This window comes from Candidatus Symbiopectobacterium sp. NZEC135 (assembly GCF_025962695.1).
In genome coordinates this window covers 61018-84421 of record NZ_JAGFPF010000002.1, presented here as the reverse complement: position 1 = coordinate 84421, position 23404 = coordinate 61018, and the positions used below count along the sequence as shown (strand labels likewise).

Genomic DNA, 23404 nt, shown 5'->3' with positions numbered 1-23404 from the left:
TTAAAAGTTGATGTGTTACCGTTCATTCCACGCGCGTATGACCGCATCAGAAGGCGCGCTGATAAGGCAGAATACCTGAGCGCAGCATTTTTTGCGCACCCAGCGTTTCATTGCTGCTTAAACCCCGTAGCTCGATGTTGATCGAGAACTTGTTGTCATACTCACTGGACTGCCGATTGAGGTTCCAGTCGGTAATTTTCCGCTCGTAGCCCATATTGACGGCCCAGCAGCAGGTATTGTACTGAAAGCCGATACGCTGGTTGGCGGTTTGATTCGCTTTGGTGTCGTAGTAATACGCCCCAACCACGGACCAACGGTCGGCAATCGGCCATGCCGCGGTGAGCCCCACTTGCGAAATACCCTGCTGATAAGCCCGGCTTGCCAACAGATTCTGTACGGAGTTTTGAATATATTCCCTGCTGGCGTAGCGGTAGTTCAACTGCACCAGTTTCTCGCTATCTTGGCGATATTCCAGCACTGCGTTGCCCTGCGATATGCTCTCAAGGCGCGTATCATATTGCAAACCGCCGCGCATGCCCCACAGATCGTTAATCTTCCAATAGCTGTCGCCGGCCCATACCAGGCTGCCGTTATCGTCGTTTTTATCCATTACCGTGGTGCTATCCCCGGTTCTGGGGCGATCGAAGTAATAGATTTGACCGACGGAAGCATTAAAACGTTCCACCAGGTTTTGATCATAAACGCGGGTAGTCAAACCGGTTGCAATCTGATTTGCTGACGCGATGCGATCCAGCCCGCTGTAACTGCGGTCGCGAAACAGGCCGGTATAGTCGTTTTGCAGCAGCGTAGAGTCATAGGTGTAAATGCTGCTTTGATCGCGGTAAGGCACATACAGGTACTGTACGCGCGGTTCCAGCGTTTGGGTAAAGGCGTTGGACCAATCCATTTCGCGTTCAAACACCAGTTTGCCGTCAACTTTGTACTGCGGCAAAACGCGATTGGCAGAATCCTTCAGCGCATCGCGCTTGATGTTGCTGATTTGCGGATTGGGATCGGCACGGAAGCGTTCCAGATTGGTTTGTTGATAATGGGTCGCCATCAGCTTGGCTTCGGTGTTCAGGCTACCCCACTGGTTGGTCAATGGTAGACTGACCGTTGGCTCAGCATGAAAACGCGTCGCTTCGGGGCGGTTGTTGTTCATGTTGGTAAATTTTACCGCCTGCCCATAAAGATGCATATCGAACGGGCCGATATCCTCTCGGTAGTAGTTGAGGTCGAGTTGAGGCTCGGCGCGGTAAACATCATTGTTGGTGTTAGCCGCCAGCAATTGGAACTGTTTATTGGATAACGTAGCGTCCCAATTCTGGTTAGCATAGCCGACGCTGAATTTTTGGTTCACGTAGCCGCTGGTCGTGGAGCCGTAAGTAGAATCGAGGTCTTTGAAATAGTTGATATCGCTGACCTTGGTGTAATCGCTGTTAAAGCGCCACACCTGATCCATGATACCGTCGTGCTGCCAATGAAGGAGCCAGCGCGTATCTTTGTCGTCTGGATTGTCACGACGATAGGCTCTGTCATTCGGCAGCCAGTCCAACTGCACCGTACCGGTGCCCGGCGTGGCAAGATAACGGAACTCGTTTTGCAACTGCACGCCGCGCTTGCTCAGGACGTGCGGCGTAATGGTCGCATCCATGTTGGGTGCGATATTCCAGTAGTAGGGGGTGATCAGTTCAAAGCCGCTGCTGCCGCTGTAGCGGGCGTTGGGAATCAAAAAGCCGGAGCGGCGTTTGTCACCCACGGGCAGTTGCAGGTAAGGGCTGTAGAAAACCGGAACGTCGCCAATTTTGACGCGCGCATTCCAAATTTCAGCAACTTGCTCATCCCTGTCATGGATCACTTCCGAACCGACGACACTCCAGCTATCATCACCCGGCAGGCACGTCGTGAAGGAACCGTTTTCCAGAATGGTGTAGCGATTGTCACCGCGCATTTGCATTTTATCGGCATCGCCACGGCCCTGACGGTCAACCATTTGGTAATCGCCCTGAAACACGTCGGTATCTCGCGTATTCAGGTTAGACCAGGCTTTGGGGCCTTTCAGGATGACCAGGTTGTCATCATAATTGACATTACCGGTGGCAGTGATGGTGCGCACTGGGGTGCCCGCGGCGTCAGTGCCGGCCTGGCGCAGTTCAACCTGATCGGCCTGCAAGCGACTGTTGCCTTGCTCTATGTTGACGTTACCCAGGAAACGGGCGTTATCCGGATAGTTGGCTTCACTTTTGTCCGCCTGAATATGTACCGGGAGCGTATTGGGCTCACCGGTGACCAGCGGCCGAGTGAACGTAGGAACGCCAAGCCGGCACTGAGCGGCAAGATCGGCCAACGCGTGTTGGCTGTAGAGCGCCGACCCAATCAAGGTGGCCAGCAGAGTTGGAAAACATTTTTTCATACGCGGTATCGGTGTTCCGTCATCAAGGGCATCATGCCGGCAAACGGTCAGAGACTATATCACTGGCTTACGTTGCGCCAGTGTAAATTCCCCACTGTTTCTCTGCTCTGCCGTTAGGTGCAACGCTAAATGACGGGTATGATAAAGCAATTTTTGGTCGACGGCATGAGGATTTGAGGAAGTATATGCGCTATTGGGGCAAGTTGCTGGGCTTGATACTGGGTATTATGTCCGGCGGCGGCGTGTGGGGTGTGATTACGGGCGTGCTGATGGGCCATATGGTTGATAGAGCCAGGGCTGCGCGTCGCCGTGATTATTTTTCCGCACAGTCTACCCGACAGTCGCTGTTTTTTCTCACCACGTTTCAGGCCATGGGGCACCTGACCAAATCCAAAGGGCGCGTCACCGAAGCGGATATTCAGGCGGCCACCTTGATGATGGACCGGCTGGAGCTATTCGGTGAGGCGCGTCAGGCGGCGCAGCAGGCTTTCCGCGAAGGGAAATCAAATGCGTTCCCGGTACGCACCAAATTGCGTAAGCTGCGCGATGCCTGCCTGGGCCGCTTCGATATGATCAGAATGTTTCTCGATATCCAGCTTCAGGTTGCGTTTAACGACGGCGCGTTGCACCCGAACGAACGGCGGTTATTGTACGTATTTGCGGATGAGCTGGGCGTGACGCGTGAACAGTTCGAATTTTTCATGCGTAATATGGAAGGGCAGCAGCGCCAGTCTCAGCAACAGGGGCAATCGAAGCAACACCAGTCAAGGCAGAATGGCAAATCCTACCAGCGGCGCAACCAATCTTATGGTGGCCAGTCGTATGGCGGACAATCGCAAGGCGGGCAGCGTCAACAGCCGCCTTATACGCGGGGACCAACGCTTGAGAGTGCCTGCCGTACGCTGGGCGTGCGCACCAGCGATGATGCGGCGACGGTAAAACGCGCTTATCGTAAACTCATGAACGAGCACCATCCTGACAAACTGGCGGGTAAGGGGCTCTCTCCGCGCATGATGGACATGGCAAAACGCAAGGCGCAAGACATTCAGGCCGCCTATGAGTTTTTGAAAAGCAGTCACGTCGCTAAGTAACCCTTCTCCCGTTTTCCCACGTTTTTCTTGACGATCACCTTAACAATCAGAAATCAGGCTCACAGCGAAAGTGCATCGGCGTACCAAACGCGGGGTGCGTGATAGCCAGTTCCTGTGCGTGCAGCAGCAGACGCGGTGCCAAGGCTTTGGCTTCAGGGTGGGCGTAAAAACCGTCACCCAGGATCGGGTGCCCGAGGGCGAGCAGGTGCACGCGCAGTTGGTGTGAGCGACCGGTAATGGGCATCAGCTTCACGCGCGTGGTGCCATCGGCCTCGCGTGCCAGCACCTGATACTGAGTTTGCGCCGGTTTTCCCTGTTCAAAACAGACCTTCTGCTTTGGACGATTGGGCCAGTCGCAAATCAGTGGCAGATCGATCAATCCTTCATCGTGTTCCAACCACCCCCATACCCGTGCGATATAGGATTTTTTTGGTTCGCGTTCGCGAAATTGGCGTTTCAGCTCTCTTTCGGCCGCTTTGGTCAACGCGACGGCAATCACACCGCTGGTAGCCATATCGAGACGATGGACGGGTTCTGCCTGAGGAAAATCCCGCTGAATACGGCTCATTGTGCTGTCATGGTGCTCAGGCGCTCTGCCGGGCACGGAGAGCAAGCCGCTGGGCTTGTTGACCACAATAAGATGTTGATCCTGATACAACACGTGCAGCCAGGGATCGAGGGGGGGATTATAGGGTTCCATGATGGCTCCTGCGGCGGCAACGCAGAGACTGTTGCCGCCGGCATTATTGACTACTGGTGAGAGACCACCACCAAACGAATGGCATCCAGTCGCCAGTTGGCCTGATGCAGATTGAGCAGCACCTGCTCCCGCTGCGTTTCCAGCGCCAGCAGTTCATCGTCACGGATGTTCGGGTTAACCGCTTTTAGCGCTTCCAGCCGTTCCCGTTCGCGGCGCAGTTGCAGATCGGCCTGCTGTTGCGCGTCGATAATCAACTGCTGTGCCTGAGCCGCCACTAGCGGTTCGGCCTGTTGCAACATATTGTGAACATCGGCTTGTACCGCATTCACTAATTTGCTGGAGGTATGGCGGTTCACCGCGTTGAGCTGGCGGTTAAAGCTTTCAAACTCCACCTGCGGAGCCAGGTTTTTACCGGTGCGATCCATCAATAAACGCAACGGCGTTGGCGGCAGGAAGCGGGTCAACTGCAACTGTTTCGGTGCTTGTGCTTCCACCACGTAGACCAACTCCGCCAGCAGCGTTCCCACGGGCAGCGCTTTGTTTTTCAGCAATGACACGGCACAGCTACCGGTATCACCGGACAAAATCAGATCCATGCCGTTGCGAATCAGTGGATGTTCCCAACTGACAAACTGGGCATCTTCCCGCGACAGCGCCTGCTCGCGTTCGAAGGTGATGGTGCAGCCATCCTGCGGCAACCCCGGGAAATCCGGCACCAGCATATGATCGGAGGGTGTCAGAATAATCAGATTATCGCTGCGATCTTCCTGATTCACGCCGACGATATCGAACAGATTCAGGGCGAACGTGACCAGATTGACGTCGTTGTCCTGTTCCTCGATGGATTGCGCTAGCGTCTGCGCGGCTTCACCGCCGTTGGAGTGCATTTCCAGCAGGCGATCGCGGCCGAGTTCGAGCTGCGCTTTCAGCGCATCGTGCTGTTGACGGCAGGTACGGATAAAGTCATCCAGCCCATCACTCTCTGTAGGAACGCTCAGGCGCTCAATCAGCGTGCCGTAATGGGCATCATAAATGGTACGGCCCGTTGGGCAGGTATGTTCGAAGGCATCGAGCCCTTCGTGATACCAACGTACCAGCAGCGCCTGCGCGGTGTTCTCCAGATAGGGCACCAGCACCTGAATTTCTTGCGTCTGTCCGATACGATCCAGACGTCCGATACGCTGCTCCAGCAGATCCGGATTAAACGGCAGATCGAACATGATCAGGTGGCTGGCGAACTGGAAGTTACGCCCTTCGGAACCGATCTCCGAGCAGATCAGCACCTGTGCGCCATCCTCTTCCGAGGCAAAGTAGGCCGCCGCGCGATCGCGCTCAAGGATAGATAACCCTTCGTGGAATACGGCGGCGCGGATCGCTTCACGCGTGCGCAATACCTGCTCAAGCTGCAAGGCCGTGGCGGCTTTGGCGCAAATCACCAATATCTTTTTGTCGCGATGGGCGGTCAGGTAACCGAGCAGCCATTCCACGCGCGGATCGAAGTTCCACCAGGTGGCATCATCCCCTTCCAGCATTTGGTAAATCTGCTCTGGGTACAGCATGTCACGCGCGCGCGCTTCCGGCGTTTTACTGGCGCTCATGATGCCCGAGACCTTAATGGCCGTTTGGTACTGCGCGGGCAGCGGTAACTTAATCTGGTGCAACACACGCTGCGGGAAGCCTTTTACACCTTGGCGCGTATTGCGGAACAGCACGCGGCTGGTGCCGTGTCTGTCCATCAGCATGGCAATCAGTTCTTGTCGCGCGGTGTGGCGATCAGCGGTGTCGCTATTGATAGCCTTGAGCAGCGGTTCGCAGTCTTGCTCGCTCAGCAATTCGGTGAGCAGGTTCATCTCATCTTTGCTGAGGTTTTCATCGGCAAGCAGGAGTGCCACGGCATCCGCCACCGGACGATACTGCTGTTGCTCGTTAACGAATTCGCGGTAGTCGTGGAAACGGTTCGGATCTAACAGCCGCAAGCGCGCAAAGTGGCTCTCTTGGCCGAGCTGCTCAGGGGTTGCCGTCAGCAGCAGCACGGCAGGAATGCGCTGCGCCAGCTGTTCAATCGCCTGATATTCAGGGCTGGGGGCGGCTTCGCTCCAGGCGAGATGGTGCGCTTCATCGACCACCAGCAAATCCCAGTGTGCCGCCAGCAGTTGTTCAAAGCGCGCCGCATTTTTCTGTACAAAACCCAGGGAGCAGATGATCAGTTGTTCGGTTTCAAACGGGTTGCTGCTGTCGAGTCGTGCCTCGGCATAGCGCTCATCATCAAACAGGGAGAACAGCAGGTTAAAGCGGCGCAGCATCTCCACCAGCCACTGATGTTGCAGGGTTTCCGGCACCACAATCAGCACGCGTTCAGCACGCCCGGCCAACAGTTGTTGATGAATCACCATCCCGGCTTCAATGGTCTTGCCCAGGCCCACTTCATCGGCAAGCAGTACGCGCGGCGCGTGGCGCTGACCCACTTCGCGCGCAATGTGCAACTGGTGGGGAATCAGACTGGCACGCATGCCGCGCAGGCCGCCCCAAGGCTGCAACGCTTGAGCCTGTTGGTGCAAACGCGTGCGATAGCGCAGCGCAAAGCGATCCATACGATCGATCTGCCCGGCAAACAGGCGATCTTGCGGCTTGTTAAAGGTCAACTTGCTGTCCAGCATCACTTCGCGCAGCTCTGCCGGTGTACCGTCATCAAGGCGTTCGCCGATATAAACGATCAGCCCGTTTTCGTCGCGGGTTTCAGTGACGCTGAGCTGCCAGCCTTCGTGGCTGGTGACGGTATCGCCAGAATTAAACATGACACGGGTGATTGGAGCATCGCTTCGTGAATAGAGGCGATTTTCTCCGCTTGCAGGAAAAAGCAGTGTGACCATGCGTACATCCAGAGCAACAACCGTGCCCAGTCCCAGCTCGCTTTCCGTATCGCTGATCCAGCGTTGACCAAGTGTAAAAAGCATAAATTCGTAGCTCGATATTTGTCATTGTCGGGCATGTCGGACAGGGCAAAGCCTGTCGTTAATCCCTTTGGAGATGAATGATTAGTCGTGGTGCTGCATATTTAGGGCATAGAAAGGGGTGTATGGTAATGGAAGGCGCGGCATTCGTCATCCATTCAACGCTTAAAATAATCCCATCTGGCCGGTAATCAGGCTGGAAAAATCATCCTGTAAAAACGGCAGAATAGCATCAGCCACCGGTTGCAGTTGGCGCTCGACGTAGTGAGTATAGTCCAGCGTCGCATGCCGGGTTTCCAACGGCTCCGGGCCGCTCTGCGTCATCACATAGCTGATCCAACCGCCATTCTGGTATTGCAGCGGGCGACCTATCTGGCGGTTGTAGTCATCAGCGAGTCGGGCGGCACGCACGTGCGGCGGTACGTTTTTCTGGTAATCACTCAGTGGGCGACGCAGTCGTTTACGGTAGACAAGCAGATCGTCAAATTCGCCGTTCAGGGTTTTTTCGACATATTCTCGCAGCCAGTCTTGATACGGCTGCTGGCGAAAAATCCGCGCATAAAGCTGTTGCTGAAACTGTTGCGCCAGCGGTGTCCAATCGGTGCGTACCGTTTCCAGCCCTTTGTAAACAATTTTTTCCCCGTCAGGCGTCTGCGCCATTCCCGCATAGCGTTTCTTGCTGCCCTGTTCTGCACCGCGAATGGTGGGCATCAGAAAACGGCAGTAGTGGGTTTCAAATTGCAGTTCGAGCGCGCTGGTTAGCCCTAAGGTTTGTTGCAGATGGTTTTGCCACCAGTGATTAACCAACTGGGCCAGCCTACGACCTATCTCGATGGCTTCATCATTATCGTGCGCACGTTTAAGCCAGACGAAGGTGGAGTCGGTATCACCGTAGATCACCTGATAGCCTTGTGCCTCAATCAAGGCACGGGTTTGCTGCATAATCTCGTGGCCGCGCAGAGTGATAGAGGAGGCCAAACGTGGATCGAAGAAACGGCAGCCGCTGGCACCCAGCACGCCATAGAACGCGTTCATGATGATTTTCAGCGCCTGCGACAGCGGTTTATTCCCGGCGCGCTTGGCGGCATCGCGCCCCTGCCAAATCTGCTCGACGATGGCGGGCAGGCAGTGCTGCTGGCGCGAGAAGCGAGCACCACGAAAGCCGGGCACTGATGCCTCGTCATCCGGTTGCTGCATGCCGCAAATCAACCCCACCGGGTCGATAAGAAAGGTACGGATGATTGAGGGGTACAGGCTTTTATAATCGAGCACCAACACCGAGTCGTACAGTCCCGGTGCTGAATCCATCACAAAGCCGCCGGGGCTCGCCTCCACGGCAACGTCGCCCAGATTGGGCGCTACGTAGCCAAGACGATGCATGCGCGGCAGATACAGGTGGCTGAATGCGGCAACCGACCCGCCGCTGCGATCTGCCGCCAATCCGGTGACGGTGGCGCGTTCCAGAAGAAACGGCATCAGCTCGGTTTTTTCAAAAATGCGAGTGACCAGCTCACAATCCTGAAGGTTATAGCGGGCGAGGGCCGGTTTGTCGTGCGCAAAACGTTGCTCGATTTCATCCATGCGCTGGTAGGGATTATCTGACAGTTTGCCTTCGCCCAGCAGCGTCTGAGACACGTACTCCAGACTAAACGAGGGAAAATTCCAGGTAGCGGATTTCAAGGCTTCAATGCCGTCTACGATCAATCGCCCTGGCGTACTGGCAAAGAAATGCCCCTGTTTGAAACCGTGCTCGCGCCACTCCAGTTCCTGATTACCCCGTCCCAAGCGCAGCGGGATACGATAACGCTCGGCATGTTTTTGCAGGATGCGCAGGTCAAATTGCACTAGATTCCAACCGATGATCACATCGGGATCGTGCTCTGCAAACCAGGCGTTGAGTTTCTCCAGCAATTGCGGACGGCTGTTGACATATTCCAGTGCAAATTCGGGCGCAGGCGGCGCATCATCGGGCTCTGGGCCCAGCATATACACTTGGCGCTGACCACACCCTTCCAGTCCGATGCAGTAAAGCTCTCCGTGGCGGCTGGTTTCGATATCCAGCGACACCAGCTTTAATCTGGGGCGATAGTCAGGGCAGGGCTTCATCTGCGCGTTAACCACCGCATTTGGCCCAGCAGGTTGGCCGCTGAACCACACAGGTGCGGTGATAAAACGCTCCATCAGATAACGGTCGGGGGGGCGGATGTCCGCTTCATAAACGGTAATGCCCGCTTCCTGTAATCGCTTTTCCAGCGCCAGCAGTTGGCGATAATGAGTGCAATAGAGACCCAGCAGCGGTTGATGGTGAAAATCGTGCAACGTCAAGGGGCGCAGCGAAGGGGGACGCTGCTTACGGGGCGCCGAGGTCTCGGTATTCAGCAGCGCTTCAGCGCGCGCCTGCTGCTGCGCGGGAATGAAGGCCACCGCCTGTTGAGGTGGCAAAGCAACCAGCACCGGACCGCCGTCGGTAGCGAGCCAGAGATCAATCTGAATGCCTGCGGGGGTGTCATGCCAGTGGCGGGTAAGAATAAACCCCTGAGACGCCTGCGCCACGCTTAAATACCTCAGCCAAGAGAGAAGTATTAAGTATGGTTATATATACAGTTATAGTCTAGTGTTATCTTCGCGCCCGTTATCTTCAAGCGCCTGGCGCCAGCACAACGCGATTACGGCCTTCCTGCTTGGCGCGATAAAGCGCTTTGTCGGCCAGCTTGAGCGCCTGGTCGATGGAAAAGTCACCGTTTTTTTCCGCGCGCCATAGGGACACACCCAGTGAAATGGTGATATTACCCGCAGGCGATGCCATTGCCTCCGTGTTGATACGCAGCCGCTCAGCGATCTGCTCAGCCATTTCCTGCGACGTTTCCGGGAGCAGCACTAAAAATTCCTCGCCGCCGCTGCGGCACAGAATATCGCTATCGCGCGAACCGGCTCTTAACTGTTCTGCGATAAATTTGATGACTGTGTCACCGGTGTCATGACCGAAAGTGTCGTTAACGCGTTTAAAGTGGTCGATATCCAGCGCGACAATGGCGAAATCCCGGTGCAGGGTGTGCCAATACTTGAGAATGGTATCCAGCCCACGACGGTTGTACAGGCCGGTCATGGGGTCGGTTTGCGCTTCGAAACGCAGCTTGCCAATCTTTTGCTGTAACAGATTAATGCCAATCAGCATGGCCTGTTTGAGCTGTGTGGCCTCAAAATACCAGGATGAGATCTTGTTGATGTCCTCGGAAATGTCGTTGGCATCCATCTTATTGGCGCTGCGCGCCAGCAGCCACAGCGGTTGGGCAATCAGACGTGCCAGCAGCCACACGCACAAAATGGTCAGTAGCGCCATCGGCAGTGTATGACGAAGAACGTTAAGCATCAGCCCCTCGAGTGGCTTCAGCGTCTCTAACGTTGGCCGCAGGGCGACAACTTCCCAACCCGTAGCGGGAACGACGGCAAAGCCCGCCAGCATCTTTTCGCCGACGTAATTCACCATCTGTTGGCTGCCGTTCGTCGGGCCTTGATGAGGAACCATCAGGTTATTGGTTTCGGTTTGTCCGATACGCCCGTTGTCTTTGTGATAGAGCATACGCCGCTGGCCGTCGGTGACATAAATATAGGAGCCGTCACGGTAGTAGTGTTGCCCAAGCAGCGTATTCAGGATGCTGGTTTTTTTCAGATAGATAGACCCACCGACAAATCCCAGGTAACGCCCGGAACGATCGAAAATAGGGCTGGATATCATGACAATCAGGTTTTCCGCCGCAGAGATATAGGGCTGGCTGATCAGCGGCACGCGCGCTTTAAGCGCAGCCAGCGCGCCCTCGGTCGTCAGTTTCTGCCCGATAAGCTGGAAAGTATCCGGAGACGTGGCGCGCACCACGCCTTTGGCATCCGCCACCAGCACGGAATTAAAACTGTGGGTTTGCAAACGTAACCGATCGGCTTCTTGTACCAGATTAGCCCTGTTGTTAAAGTCTTCTGCCAGGAGGGTGGCGCTGTAGGCCAACTGCTGTTGCGCATTCTCAAAAAAGGTCTGCGTTTCGGCGGCTAACTTGCTGGCGTAAACACGATTTGATTCCAGCGTATTAGTAATCAACAACTCGCGTTGTACGCGATAGGTAGCATAAAAGCTATTCGCAAGCGTGATCAGGGCGCTCATTACCGCCAATAGCAGGATTAAACGGCGTAATCCGATATGGTGAAATACGCTAAAAGACATAAATAGGGACAAAGAGCCTAGCGAAAAAGGTTATTCATGATAAGGGGTGTTGACTATTATGTATACCTTCATCTTTTCCAAGATGGCCGTATTATTGCTGTTTTACTTTGCCGCCAATGTGTTTCGATAACGCAGGTTTTGATGCGATTTTTTATTTAAAATCTGTCAGATAGGAAATAATTAGAATCTCATTAATCGAATTTTTCTTAGAAAAGAAAAAATGGTGCAAATGCGTCATTTATTAGTAACAAACATAACACTTTTCGAATACGGCAGAAGTGAAAATAATAGAGATAATCACGGTGTTGTATTAAAAAATGATTGTGATATGCATCTCGTTATTATAATAACAGCATGAATATTTTATGCATTTATTGTGACCGGTATCACAATATTGGATGCTGATTTTGCCGAGGCGCACTGAATGTCTATTGCATAGCTAAACCGTTTTAATTAATGTTTAGCTTGCGGTTTATTAGGAGACAATCATGACGGCAAGAGTGTGGGTGCTGGGCGATGCGGTGGTGGACTTACTCCCTGAAGGCCAGGGCCGGCTGTTACAGTGCCCCGGCGGTGCGCCTGCCAATGTGGCCGTGGGCATTGCGCGGCTGAAGGGATGTAGCAGTTTTATTGGCCGCGTGGGGGACGATCCCTTTGGTCATTTTATGCGGCAAACATTACACGAAGAGGGGGTTGATATCCGCTTTCTGTGTGGCGATTCTGCGCACCGTACCTCAACCGTGATTGTTGCACTGGACGAACAGGGGGAGCGCTCATTTACCTTTATGGTGCGCCCGAGTGCCGATCTGTTTCTTGAAACTGCGGATTTACCTGCTTTTCAGACCGGCGAATGGCTGCATGCCTGTTCGATAGCCCTGTCTGCCGAGCCATCGCGTACGGCAACCTATACCGCAATGGCGCGGATGCGCGCTCAGGGTGGTTTCGTCAGTTTCGATCCGAATATCCGTGAAGATCTCTGGCCAGACAAAACGTTACTGAGAGCGTGTCTGCGCCAGGCGCTGCCTCTGGCTGATGTGGTGAAGCTGTCGGAGGAGGAACGGTTGTTTATATCCGGCAGTGAGGACGTACCGCATAGTATGGCCAGGCTTGCGCAGGAAAATGGCATCGGACTGTTATTGGTCACTCAGGGTAGGTCTGGCGTGCTCGCGTGGTTTAACGGTGAAATTCACCATTATCCCTCGTTCCCCGTGGAGAGTGTGGATACCACGGGCGCTGGAGATGCTTTTGTCGCCGGGCTGCTGTGGGGATTGGCTGAACACGGTTTGCCACACGATGTGAGCGCGCTCGCCAAACACCTTCGCTACGCACAGCTCTGCGGTGCACTGGCAACCACAGCAAAAGGCGCAATGACTGCGCTGCCTTATCTTGAACAACTTCAGCAACAGCTTCCCTGAGGAACCTCGCATTCGATCGGCATTTTGCGACTTGCTTCACAATGACTAAACCGGTTTAGCAAATTTCATTGCGCGGAAAAAATAACCCTGTCTATGATTTCCACCTAAACCGGTTTAGCCAGTTAATGCACCGATACTTATGCTTCCTTAGGGAGACACAATAATGAAAAAAAGTACTCTTACTCTCACCCTCGGCTTGTTAATGGGCTCAGGTACTGCCCTTGCAGATTCCGGCAAGAGCAGTATTGAAGCGCGCCTGATGGCCCTGGAGCAGCGGCTTCAGGCCGCAGAGCAGCGCGCGAGCATGGCTGAAAACCGGGCTGATGCGGCGGAAAAGCAGGCACGTGAGCTGGCTGCCGTGCAGCAGAAAACGCAAACCACCACGGCGCAGGTTGAGCAGCGCACGGCGAAGCTAGAGCAGAAGGCCAGCGACAAGGGCGGTTTCGAGTTCCATGGCTATGCACGCTCCGGCCTGTTGATGAACAATTCAGCGGCAAAAACACAGGGCGGCCCCTCGGTGACGCCTGCGGGAGAAACCGGTGGTCATGTCGGACGTCTGGGCAATGAACCGGATACCTACGTTGAATTAAATCTTGAACATAAACAGACATTGGCAAGTGGCGCCACGACCCGTTTCAAGGTGATGCTGGCCGATGGACAGCGCAGTTATAACGACTGGACAGCCTCCAGCAGCGATCTCAACCTGCGTCAGGCGTTTACTGAACTGGGTCATTTGCCGACGTTCACCGGGGCATTTAAAGACAGTACGGTGTGGGCGGGGAAACGCTTCGATCGCGATAACTTCGATATCCATTGGATTGATTCCGATGTGGTATTCCTCGCAGGAACCGGTGCCGGTATCTACGATATGCGTTGGGATGATAACGCGCGTAGCAATTTCTCGGTTTATGGCCGTACCTTTGGGGACATCGAGAACCGCGAAAATACGGCGCAGAATTACATTCTTAGCCTCAATCACTTCCAGGGACCGGTTCAACTGATGGTTAGTGGTATGCGTGCCAAGGATAACGATGAGCGACGCGATCTGGATAATCATCTGGTGAAACATGATGCTGCTAACAATGGGGTCCACGCGCTGCTGGGATTGCACAATGAGAGTTTCTATGGCGTGCGCGAAGGGAGCTCAAAAACCGCGTTGCTGTACGGGCACGGGTTGGGGGCTGAGGTGAAGTCGATAGGCTCTGACGGTGCCCTGCTGCCAGACGCGAATACCTGGCGGCTGGCGAGCTACGGTATCACTCCCCTCGGCGGCGGCTGGCACATCGCCCCCGCGCTGCTGGCGCAGACCAGCAAGGATCGCTACGTAAAAGGGGATAGCTACGAATGGGCAACCCTCAACCTGAGGCTGATTCAAGAAATCACCAGTAACTTTGAAATGCAATATGAAGGCAGCTATCAATATATGGATTTGCGGCCGCAGGGCTACAACAGTCGCAATGCGGTAAACGGTAATTTCTACAAGCTTACCGTCGCACCGACGCTAAAAGCCGGAGACATTGGCGAATTCCTCAAGCGTCCCGAGATCCGTCTGTTTGCTACCTGGATGGATTGGGATCACCGGCTGGATAACTATGCCAAAAGCGATAGCTTTGGCAGCAATGGTTTTGTCGCCGGCGGCGAGTGGAATTTTGGCGTACAGATGGAAACCTGGTTCTGATTGACATCACCCTGGCGAAGGCGACTTCGCCAGGGTACTGACAACGACAATAACGAAAACACAGAGGTTGCTATGGACTTTGAACAGATTGCCCGGTCATTGTTGCCGTTACTGGGCGGAAAAGAGAACATTGCCAGCGCCGCGCACTGCGCGACGCGCCTGCGCCTGGTCCTGGTGGAAGATGCCAAGGCGGATATTACGGCTATCGGTAAAGTCGACGGGGTTAAGGGATGTTTTCGTAATGCCGGACAGCTGCAGGTTATTTTCGGTACCGGAATTGTTAACAAGGTCTATGCCGCACTGATTCAGGTTACGGGGATGGGGGAAACCAGCAAAGCCGACGCCGCGAAAATGGCTGCGCGCAAACTGAATCCGCTCCAGCGTGTGGCCCGATTGCTTTCTAATATTTTTGTGCCGATTATCCCTGCCATCGTTGCCTCCGGTTTGCTGATGGGCCTGCTTGGCATGGTGAAAACCTATGGGTGGGTGAGTGCCGATAATGCCCTCTACATCATGCTGGATATGTGCAGTTCCGCCGCGTTTATCATTCTGCCTATTTTGATCGGCTTTACCGCAGCGCGTGAGTTTGGCGGTAACCCCTATCTCGGTGCTACGCTTGGCGGGATTTTGACGCACCCTGCGCTCACGAACGCCTGGGGAGTGGCTGCTGGCTTCCATACTATGAACTTTTTCGGCATTGAAGTGGCGATGATTGGCTATCAGGGCACGGTCTTTCCCGTTCTGCTGGCAGTGTGGTTTATGAGTATCGTGGAGCGGCAACTGCGCCGGGTGATTCCTGATGCACTCGATCTTATCCTGACGCCTTTCCTCACGGTGATTATCTCCGGGTTTGTTGCCTTGCTGATCATCGGGCCTGCGGGCCGCGCGCTGGGAGATGGCATCTCGTTTGTGCTCAGCACCCTGATCGCGCACGCCGGTTGGCTGGCAGGATTGCTGTTTGGTGGGCTTTATTCCGCTATTGTGATTACCGGGGTGCACCACAGTTTCCATGCCATTGAAGCCGGGCTGCTCGGCAATCCGTCGATTGGTGTCAACTTTTTGTTGCCTATCTGGGCAATGGCGAACGTGGCACAGGGCGGGGCTTGCCTGGCGGTATGGTTTAAAACCCGTGACGTGAAAATCAAAGCGATTGCGCTGCCTTCCGCATTTTCCGCACTGCTGGGGATTACGGAGGCGGCCATTTTCGGTATCAATCTGCGCTTTATGAAGCCGTTTATTGCGGCATTGATCGGGGGGGCGGCAGGCGGTGCCTGGGTGGTTTCTGTGCATGTGTACATGACGGCCGTGGGATTAACCGGCATACCGGGCATGGCTATCGTACAGGCCAATTCGTTGATGAATTATATCATCGGGATGGTCATCGCTTTCGGGACGGCCTTTGTTGTCTCTTATCTGCTCAAATATAAAACGGATTCAGAGTAATGACGCGACAGCCTCTGTTGCCTGCCATTTTGCAGGCAGTGATGAAAGGTCAATTACGGGCTCAACAAGACAGTCACTATCCCGGCTGGCATTTGGCGCCGGTGACCGGATTACTGAACGATCCCAATGGCTTTATTCACTTCCAGGGGCGTTATCACCTGTTTTATCAATGGAATCCCCTGGGCTGCCAGCATGCCAATAAATGCTGGGGGCATTGGAGTTCTCCCGACCTGCTGCACTGGCAGCATGAGCCTATCGCGCTGATGCCGGACAGTGAGTACGATCGCAGCGGCTGTTACTCCGGCTGCGCGGTGGACAATCACGGCATGCTGACGCTGTGCTACACCGGCAACGTCAAGTTTGATAACGGTGAGCGCACGGCCTGGCAGTGTCTGGCGGTACAAAATGCCAACGGCGGTTTCGATAAGCGGGGGCCGGTTATCCCACTGCCGGAAGGCTACACCGGTCACGTGCGCGATCCGAAAGTGTGGTATCACCAGCAGCAGTGGTACATGGTGCTGGGGGCGCAGGACCAGCAAAAACAGGGAAAGGTGTTGCTCCTACGCTCTGACGATCTCATGCAGTGGCAACGGTTGGGTGAGATAGCCGGTAGCGGCATCGGCGGGCTTGGCGATGCCGGATTCATGTGGGAGTGCCCTGACTTTTTCACTCTGGGGGATAACGATTTTCTGATTGTCTGCCCGCAGGGCGTGGCGCGGGAAGAGAAGCGTTTTCTCAACAGTTACCCGAGCGCCTATGTGTGCGGTGCGCTCGATTATGACAGTGCCACATACCACCATGGCCCGCTGGTGGAGATGGATGCCGGGTTTGAGTTTTACGCTCCGCAAACGACGCAGAGCGCAGACGGGCGACGTTTGCTGGTGGGATGGATGGGCGTGCCGGATGGTGAAGAGATGTCCCAACCTACCACCGCGTACGGCTGGATCCACCAGATGACCTGCGTGCGCGAGCTGTCGCAACGCCATGGCAAGCTTTACCAACGTCCAATACGTGAATTACAAGGGCTGCGTGAGGATGAGCAACACTGGCAGGGGTTGGCTGATGACGCTCCGGTGCTGGATGCACAGGCTCTGGAGTTGGAGCTTGCTGGTCAAGGGCCGGTCATGCTCAATTTTGCCGACACGTTGATACTGACGTGGCAACCCGATGGCCTGCGTCTGGCAAGGCTTAGCCGCATGACCGGCGAGTGGCAATACCGCTATTGGCCGGGAGACGTGCGCGAATTGCACATCTTGTGCGATCGCTCCAGCGTAGAAATCTTTATTAACGGCGGGGAAGGGGTGATGAGCAGCCGCTATTTCCCTGCGCATCCTGCCACTCTGGTGTTGAGCGGTGGTACGAATCTGCGAGCGCGCTACTGGTCGTTGCGATCATGCATGGTAGAATAAGGGATTATTTTACTAACTGACGCATTGTTGTGAGAAAAACCAAACGCATCACCATTAGTGATATCGCCGCGCTGGCAGGCGTCTCCAAGGCAACCGCCAGTCTGGTGCTTAACGGGCGCGGTAAAGAGCTGCGTGTCGCGCAGGAAACGCGCGAACGCGTCCTGACTATTGCTCAGCAGCAGCATTATCAACCCAGTATTCATGCGCGGCTGCTGCGCGATAACCGCAGTCATACGCTGGGGCTGGTGGTGCCAGAAATCACCAACTATGGGTTTGCGGTTTTTTCTCACGAACTGGAGAACTTGTGTCGGGAAGCGGGGCTACAGCTACTGATCTCCTGTACCGATGAGAACCCCGGTCAGGAAACGGTGGTGGTGAACAATCTGGTCGCACGTCAGGTGGATGGGCTGATTGTGGCATCCAGCATGTTGAGTGACAGTGATTATATCAAGCTCAATGAGCAACTGCCGGTGGTGCTGTTCGACAGGCACATGAATGACACCACGCTGCCGCTGGTGATCACGGATTCCATCACGCCTACCGCCCAATTGGTTGAGCGTATTGCGCGCCAGCACCCTGACGAATTTTATTTTCTTGGTGGGCAATCCCGCCTGTCACCTACGCGAGATCGGTTGGAAGGGTTTCGACAGGGTTTGGCACGTGCCGGTGTTGAGCTGAAACCGGAATGGATTATTCATGGCAATTACCACCCCAGCAGCGGCTATGAGATGTTCGCTTCATTATGCGCACGGCTCGGGCGCCCACCCAAGGCCTTGTTTACCGCCGCCTGTGGTTTGCTCGAAGGGGTACTGCGCTATATGAGCCAACACAACCTGCTTAATAGTGATATTCATTTGGCGAGTTTCGACGATCATTATCTGTATGATTCGCTGTCTATTCGTATCGATACCGTGCAACAGGATTGCCGCCAACTGGCCTATCACTGCTTCGAAATGATTACGCAGTTAGTCAATGATGAAGAGCCCAGCGCGTTGCAACGTTATTTGCCCGCAACCTTACAGTGGCGTCATGAGGCAGAAAATAAAAATAGGGACTAATGGTATTTTTGTAGCATTTAACAACCCGATGAATACTGCCCATGTTGAAATATAAACGTGATAACGAATTAGCATGGGATCAGCATTCATCGGTATCGAAAATAAGAATAAGGACGATGACTGACAAAAAGGTTAATTGATTTTTAATAAAAAGTTATATTTTGGCTGGCTGCACTTTTAGCTGGCATGCACGAATCGAATTGGTGCAACCGACTCAACGGTGCTTTTTTAATTGCCCATTATCTCGCATTCCTTCTCTTGTTTTATCCATGATAATCAATCAATTGATTGCTGCTTTTTACTTCTGGCACATTTGTTGCTGATTCTTTCTTCGCTAACAGAATATATCCCTGTGGCACGCTAACTGATCGACGCACTGGGCCAACTCTGTGGCTCCATTCTACTAAAGGGACGTAATCTCTTATTACTGATGAGGCGATGATATGAATCACAAACTGGTCAAACTGACGGTAGCAGCAGCATTGGTTTCCTCTGTCATGGGTGCCGCCAACGTCATGGCGGAAGAAATTAAAATCGGCGTAGTGTTACCGTTAAGCGGCCCGCTCAGCGGATATGGTCAGCCCTCTCAGAAAGGCGTTGAGCTGGTAAACAGCATGGAGCCGACGCTGAAAAATGGCGATACCGTCAAACTGATCATTATCGATGACAAAAGCGACAAGGTAGAAGCGGCTAACGCCATGCAACGTCTGGTCTCGAGCGATAAAGTCGATGCGGTGATCGGCGAAGTCACCTCTACCAACACGCTGGCGATGACCAAAATGGCGGAAGACACCAAAACGCCGCTGGTTTCTCCCACCGCTACCAACGACCGCGTCACCCGTGGCCGTCAATATGTGAGCCGCGTGTGCTTCTCTGACAGCTTCCAGGGGATTGTCGGCGCTAACCTGGCCTCACGCGATCTGGGTGCCAAAACCGCGGCGATTATGTATGACAGCAGCAACGACTACTCCGTTGGCCTCGCCAAAGCCTTCCGTACTCAATTCCTGAAAAACGGCGGCACTATTCCTATCGAAGTGCAGGCACCGGGCGGCAGCAAAGATTTCAAAGCCCAACTCTCCTCGGTCAAAGCCAAAAATGTCGACATGATTTACATGCCGATCTACTACACCGAAGGGGCGCTGATTGCGGTTCAAGCCAAGCAGTTGGGCTTGAAGGTGCCGGTCGTGGGCGGTGACGGTCTGGCTGCGGATCCGGTGTTCTTTAAACTGGGTCAGGATGCGGTAGAAGGTTACATGACCACCGATTACTACTCACCGAATGCCAAAGAGCAAACGCCGGAAGGGGAGAAATTCATCAAAGCCTGGACGGAAAAATACAGCGAACCGACCCACACCTGGGGCGCGATGACGGCCGATGCCTACAAGATGATCATCAATGCCATGAACCAGTGTGATAACCCGAAAGATCGTGTCTGCGTCAATGACAAAATCCGTGCTACCAGCGGCTTCACCGGCATCACCGGCACGCTGACGCTGAAAGATGGCGACGCTATCCGCAGCGCGGTGATCAACGAAGTGAAAAACGGCGAACTGGCGTTCAAAACGGTGGTAAACCCGTAATCGCGGGAAAATAAGGATTAAAAAATGGATGCAGCCATTTTCTTCCAACAGGTCGTTAACGGCATGAGTTTGGGCAGTATGTACGCGCTGATCGCCATCGGTTATACCATGGTGTATGGCGTACTGCGTCTGATCAACTTTGCCCATGCCGATATCATGATGGTGGGGGCATTTCTTGCCCTGTTTGGTACCACCTATTTTGCGCTGCCCTTCGGGGCAGCAATTTTGTTTGCCGTGCTGTTTTCTGCGCTGCTCGGGGTCTGTATCGATCAGATTGCCTACCGACCACTGCGCGGCGCGTCAAAAATCTCCATGCTGATCACCGCCATCGGTGTCAGCTTCTTTTTGGAAAACCTGTTCAACGTGCTGTTCGGCGGTAGCCCGCGTTTCTTTGAAACGCCGCCGTTTTTCAACCGTACTATCACGTTCGGCAGCATCATCATTACCAACGTGGCCTGGATTGTGCCGCTGGTGACGTTGGTATTGCTGGCCGGGATCTTGTTCATTCTCTACCGCACCCGACAAGGCATGGCGATCCGCGCCGTGGCCTTCGATGTCAACACCGTGCGCCTGATGGGGATCGATGCCAACCATATCATCGCCTTCGTGTTTGCGCTCGGCAGCTCGTTGGCGGCGCTCGGCGGGATTTTCTACGCCACCAGCTACCCCACCATCGATCCGCTAATGGGGGTATTGATCGGTCTGAAAGCCTTTGCCGCAGCAGTACTCGGCGGGATCGGCAGCGTCACAGGCGCAGTGATCGGCGGTTTTATTTTGGGGTTCACCGAAGTGGTGGCAGTTGCCGCTGTGCCGGAGTTGGGGGGCTATAAAGACGCCTTTGCATTTATGTTTTTGATTTTGGTTTTGTTATTCAGACCGGTCGGCATCATGGGCGACGAACGGTTGGAAAGGAGTCGCTTCTGATGAAAATGCCAGCCACGTCTCTCTCTCAGCTTTTTTGTTATGCAGCGCTGCTGGTGGTCAGTGTGTTGATGCTGAGCGTTTTCCAGAACCTGTTTAACGACTACATCATCCGCATTATCTGCAACATATTCATTTTTATGATATTGGCGGTGAGCTATAACCTGATTAACGGCGTCACCGGGCAGCTCTCTCTGGAACCAAACGGCTTTGTTGCGGTAGGGGCCTACGTGACGGCGATTTTGCTGTTAACCGCCGATGCCAAAACCAACATGTACGAAATGGCCGCGCCCAGCCCGTTCATTTTGGCTATCCATACTTCGTTTTTACCGGCTCTGTTGATCAGCGGCCTGTGTGCTGCCGTGTTGGCGGTGTGTCTCTCGTTCCCGGTGTTCCGGGTGCGCGGCGACTACCTGGCAATTGTGACCTTGGGTTTTGGCTTTATTATCAAAATCCTGGCGATCAATAACCCGCAAATCACCAACGGTGCTATCGGCATCAACGAGATCCCTCAGGCCAGCAATATGTTGTTCTGGTGTGGATTGGTGGCGCTGGCCGCCATCGTGCTGGTGTTGCAGGTGGTGTATTCCAAATACGGCCGCGCCATGAAAGCAGTGCGTGATGATGAAGATGCGGCGATTGCCATGGGCATCAACACCTTTCGCATGAAAACCTATGCCTTTGCCACCAGCGCCTTTTTCGAAGGTATCGGCGGTGGCCTGCTGGCATCGCTGCTGACCATTATTTCGCCCGACCTGTTTGACTTCATGCTGACGTTCCAACTGCTGATCATCATCGTGCTGGGTGGTTTGGGCAGCACCACCGGGGCGATCCTTGGCACCATCATTGTGGTAGGTAGCGGTGAATGGCTGCGCTTCCTCGATCAGCCGCTGAACCTGTTCGGTCAGGATCTGGGCTCACACCCCGGCTTACGTATGGTGGTGTTCTCCTTGGTGCTGCTGGTCATCATGCTGTTTGCCCGCGAAGGGCTGCTGGGAAAACAAGAGATTTGGGAAATCAACAGGAAGCGCCGTCATGGAAAATAAAACGGTTCTTAACGTCGACAACATTGTGATGCAGTTTGGCGGGCTACGCGCGATTGATGGCGTCAGTTTCAGCATCAATGAAGCCGAGATTTTTGGGCTTATCGGCCCGAATGGTGCGGGCAAAACCACCCTGTTCAACGTGATCACCTCGAACTATAACCCGACCTCGGGCTGCGTCAGTTTAGGGGATACCACCATCACTGGGCTTAAACCTAATGTAGTGGTTAACAAGGGGATTGCGCGCACGTTTCAAAATATCCGCCTGTTCGGTTCCATGACCGTGCTGGAGAACGTCCTGATCGGTTTCGATCGCGCGATTCACTACTCATTTATTGAAGCGGCACTGCATATGGGGCGTTTCTTTTCGGCAGAACGCAAAGCCAAAGAAGACGCGATGAAGATTCTGGAGTACATCGGTATTGCCCAGCATGCTAATGCCCTGGCCACTAACCTCAGCTACGGGAATCAGCGCAAGGTAGAGATCGCCCGTGCATTGGCGACGTCACCATCATTGCTGCTGTTGGATGAGCCCGCCGCCGGCATGAACCCAAAAGAAACCAGCGAACTGGCACAGCTGATTTTCAAAATGCGCGATGACTTCAAACTGACGGTGTTGTTGATCGAACATGACATGTCATTTGTGAATACGTTGTGTGAGCGCGTCATGGTGCTGGACTACGGCAAGCCATTGTTTAGCGGAAAGACGCAGGATGCGATCAACGACAAAACGGTGATCGCCGCCTATCTGGGGGACATCGACTATGCTTAAGGCCGAAAATCTACAGGTATTTTACGGGTTGATTCAGGGACTGAAAGGCATCGATATCGAGGTCAACAACAGCGAAATCGTTACGCTTATCGGCAGTAACGGCGCAGGTAAAACCTCGGCGCTGAGCGGCATCCTGAACATGGTGAAATCGTCGGGCACGGTGACCTTTCTCAATGAAGAGGTTACGCACAGCCAAACGCACCAAATTGTGCGTAAAGGGCTGGCGCTGGTGCCGGAAGGGCGCAAGGTGTTCACCAACCTGACGATTGAAGAAAACCTGAAAATGGGGGCGTACAACAACCCGGTCAATTTTCATTATCTGTGCGAAAAGATGTACGCCCTGTTTCCACGCTTAAAAGAGCGCCGTCATCAGATGGCGGGCACCATGAGCGGCGGCGAGCAGCAGATGTTGGCGATTGCGCGCGCCCTGATGAGCGAGCCTGTCTTGCTGATGCTGGATGAACCCAGCCTCGGCTTGGCACCGAAGATTGTGGGTGAGGTGTTCAACATCATCAAGCAGTTGCAGAAGGAGAACATGACCATTCTGCTGGTGGAACAGAACGCGACGGCGGCATTGAAAATCGCCGATCGTGCCTATGTGTTGGAGAATGGTAACATCGTGCTGCACGGTGCGGCGGCGGATATTCTCGCTAACCCTGAGGTGAAACGGATGTATCTCGGGGGATGATCCCGCACGAGAGCCCTTTTACGCATGAT

Annotated in this window: 16 protein-coding genes; 11 read left to right on the top strand and 5 right to left on the bottom strand. The window is 54.2% G+C overall.

Annotated features, from left to right (window positions below; genetic code table 11):
* Positions 1-46: 46 nt before the first annotated feature.
* Positions 47-2413, bottom strand: coding sequence for an LPS assembly protein LptD (gene lptD / locus J5224_RS01885; RefSeq protein WP_264623744.1), 2367 nt, complete (start codon positions 2411-2413; stop codon positions 47-49).
* Positions 2414-2598: 185 nt separating this feature from the next.
* On the opposite strand from lptD, the gene djlA reads away from it, so the two are divergent.
* Entirely contained in the window at positions 2599-3504 is a 906-nt protein-coding gene (gene djlA / locus J5224_RS01880; RefSeq protein ID WP_264623743.1) for a co-chaperone DjlA, read from the top strand.
* A gap of 46 nt (positions 3505-3550) precedes the next feature.
* Here djlA and rluA read toward each other — a convergent pair whose 3' ends face one another.
* From rluA to J5224_RS01860, 4 genes are all read right to left on the bottom strand, one after another.
* A complete protein-coding gene (rluA, locus tag J5224_RS01875) occupies positions 3551-4204 on the bottom strand; it encodes a bifunctional tRNA pseudouridine(32) synthase/23S rRNA pseudouridine(746) synthase RluA (protein ID WP_264623742.1) in 654 nt (217 codons plus the stop codon).
* A 50-nt stretch (positions 4205-4254) separates the two neighbouring features.
* Positions 4255-7158, bottom strand: a complete 2904-nt coding sequence (gene rapA / locus J5224_RS01870) for an RNA polymerase-associated protein RapA (protein WP_264623741.1) — start codon at positions 7156-7158, stop codon at positions 4255-4257.
* 162 nt (positions 7159-7320) lie between these two features.
* Positions 7321-9708, bottom strand: coding sequence for a DNA polymerase II (locus J5224_RS01865; protein ID WP_264623740.1), 2388 nt, complete (start codon positions 9706-9708; stop codon positions 7321-7323).
* Between the two features lie 85 nt (positions 9709-9793).
* On the bottom strand, positions 9794-11368 hold the full coding sequence (locus J5224_RS01860) for a sensor domain-containing diguanylate cyclase (protein WP_264623739.1): 1575 nt from the start codon (positions 11366-11368) through the stop codon (positions 9794-9796).
* Positions 11369-11856: 488 nt separating this feature from the next.
* Here J5224_RS01860 and J5224_RS01855 point away from each other — a divergent pair, with 488 nt between their 5' ends.
* From J5224_RS01855 to J5224_RS01810, 10 genes are all read left to right on the top strand, one after another.
* Positions 11857-12783, top strand: coding sequence for an aminoimidazole riboside kinase (locus J5224_RS01855; protein WP_264623738.1), 927 nt, complete (start codon positions 11857-11859; stop codon positions 12781-12783).
* A gap of 163 nt (positions 12784-12946) precedes the next feature.
* A complete protein-coding gene (locus J5224_RS01850) occupies positions 12947-14461 on the top strand; it encodes a carbohydrate porin (protein WP_264623737.1) in 1515 nt (504 codons plus the stop codon).
* 72 nt (positions 14462-14533) lie between these two features.
* Positions 14534-15904: a sucrose-specific PTS transporter subunit IIBC gene (locus tag J5224_RS01845; RefSeq protein ID WP_264623736.1), complete on the top strand. Its 1371-nt coding sequence runs from the start codon at positions 14534-14536 to the stop codon at positions 15902-15904.
* Positions 15904-17313 (top strand): sucrose-6-phosphate hydrolase, encoded by a 1410-nt coding sequence (locus J5224_RS01840; protein WP_264623735.1) that lies wholly within the window; start codon positions 15904-15906, stop codon positions 17311-17313. The genes J5224_RS01845 and J5224_RS01840 overlap by 1 nt, the downstream gene beginning before the upstream one ends.
* A 29-nt stretch (positions 17314-17342) precedes the next feature.
* Entirely contained in the window at positions 17343-18371 is a 1029-nt protein-coding gene (locus J5224_RS01835) for a substrate-binding domain-containing protein (RefSeq protein WP_264623734.1), read from the top strand.
* A gap of 497 nt (positions 18372-18868) precedes the next feature.
* Positions 18869-19951, top strand: coding sequence for an ABC transporter substrate-binding protein (locus tag J5224_RS01830; RefSeq protein ID WP_413544635.1), 1083 nt, complete (start codon positions 18869-18871; stop codon positions 19949-19951).
* A 24-nt stretch (positions 19952-19975) separates the two neighbouring features.
* Entirely contained in the window at positions 19976-20875 is a 900-nt protein-coding gene (locus J5224_RS01825) for a branched-chain amino acid ABC transporter permease (protein ID WP_264623732.1), read from the top strand.
* On the top strand, positions 20875-21918 hold the full coding sequence (locus tag J5224_RS01820) for a branched-chain amino acid ABC transporter permease (protein ID WP_264623731.1): 1044 nt from the start codon (positions 20875-20877) through the stop codon (positions 21916-21918). Before J5224_RS01825 ends, J5224_RS01820 begins: the two co-directional genes overlap by 1 nt.
* Complete coding sequence (locus J5224_RS01815; RefSeq protein WP_264623730.1) at positions 21908-22687, top strand: ABC transporter ATP-binding protein; 780 nt, start codon at positions 21908-21910, stop codon at positions 22685-22687. Before J5224_RS01820 ends, J5224_RS01815 begins: the two co-directional genes overlap by 11 nt.
* The gene (locus J5224_RS01810; RefSeq protein WP_264623729.1) at positions 22680-23375 is read left to right on the top strand and encodes an ABC transporter ATP-binding protein; all 696 of its coding nucleotides are present in this window, start codon (positions 22680-22682) and stop codon (positions 23373-23375) included. Before J5224_RS01815 ends, J5224_RS01810 begins: the two co-directional genes overlap by 8 nt.
* The last annotated feature ends 29 nt before the right edge of the window (positions 23376-23404 follow it).

Bases quoted from the DNA above. Each gene is read 5' to 3' on its own strand.
- lptD (WP_264623744.1), bottom strand. From the start codon at position 2,413: ATGAAAAAATGTTTTCCAACTCTGCTGGCCACCTTGATTGGGTCGGCG.
- djlA (WP_264623743.1), top strand. From the start codon at position 2,599: ATGCGCTATTGGGGCAAGTTGCTGGGCTTGATACTGGGTATTATGTCC.
- rluA (WP_264623742.1), bottom strand. From the start codon at position 4,204: ATGGAACCCTATAATCCCCCCCTCGATCCCTGGCTGCACGTGTTGTAT.
- rapA (WP_264623741.1), bottom strand. From the start codon at position 7,158: ATGCTTTTTACACTTGGTCAACGCTGGATCAGCGATACGGAAAGCGAG.
- J5224_RS01860 (WP_264623739.1), bottom strand. From the start codon at position 11,368: ATGTCTTTTAGCGTATTTCACCATATCGGATTACGCCGTTTAATCCTG.
- J5224_RS01855 (WP_264623738.1), top strand. From the start codon at position 11,857: ATGACGGCAAGAGTGTGGGTGCTGGGCGATGCGGTGGTGGACTTACTC.
- J5224_RS01850 (WP_264623737.1), top strand. From the start codon at position 12,947: ATGAAAAAAAGTACTCTTACTCTCACCCTCGGCTTGTTAATGGGCTCA.
- J5224_RS01845 (WP_264623736.1), top strand. From the start codon at position 14,534: ATGGACTTTGAACAGATTGCCCGGTCATTGTTGCCGTTACTGGGCGGA.
- J5224_RS01840 (WP_264623735.1), top strand. From the start codon at position 15,904: ATGACGCGACAGCCTCTGTTGCCTGCCATTTTGCAGGCAGTGATGAAA.
- J5224_RS01830 (WP_413544635.1), top strand. From the start codon at position 18,869: ATGGGTGCCGCCAACGTCATGGCGGAAGAAATTAAAATCGGCGTAGTG.
- J5224_RS01825 (WP_264623732.1), top strand. From the start codon at position 19,976: ATGGATGCAGCCATTTTCTTCCAACAGGTCGTTAACGGCATGAGTTTG.
- J5224_RS01820 (WP_264623731.1), top strand. From the start codon at position 20,875: ATGAAAATGCCAGCCACGTCTCTCTCTCAGCTTTTTTGTTATGCAGCG.
- J5224_RS01815 (WP_264623730.1), top strand. From the start codon at position 21,908: ATGGAAAATAAAACGGTTCTTAACGTCGACAACATTGTGATGCAGTTT.
- J5224_RS01810 (WP_264623729.1), top strand. From the start codon at position 22,680: ATGCTTAAGGCCGAAAATCTACAGGTATTTTACGGGTTGATTCAGGGA.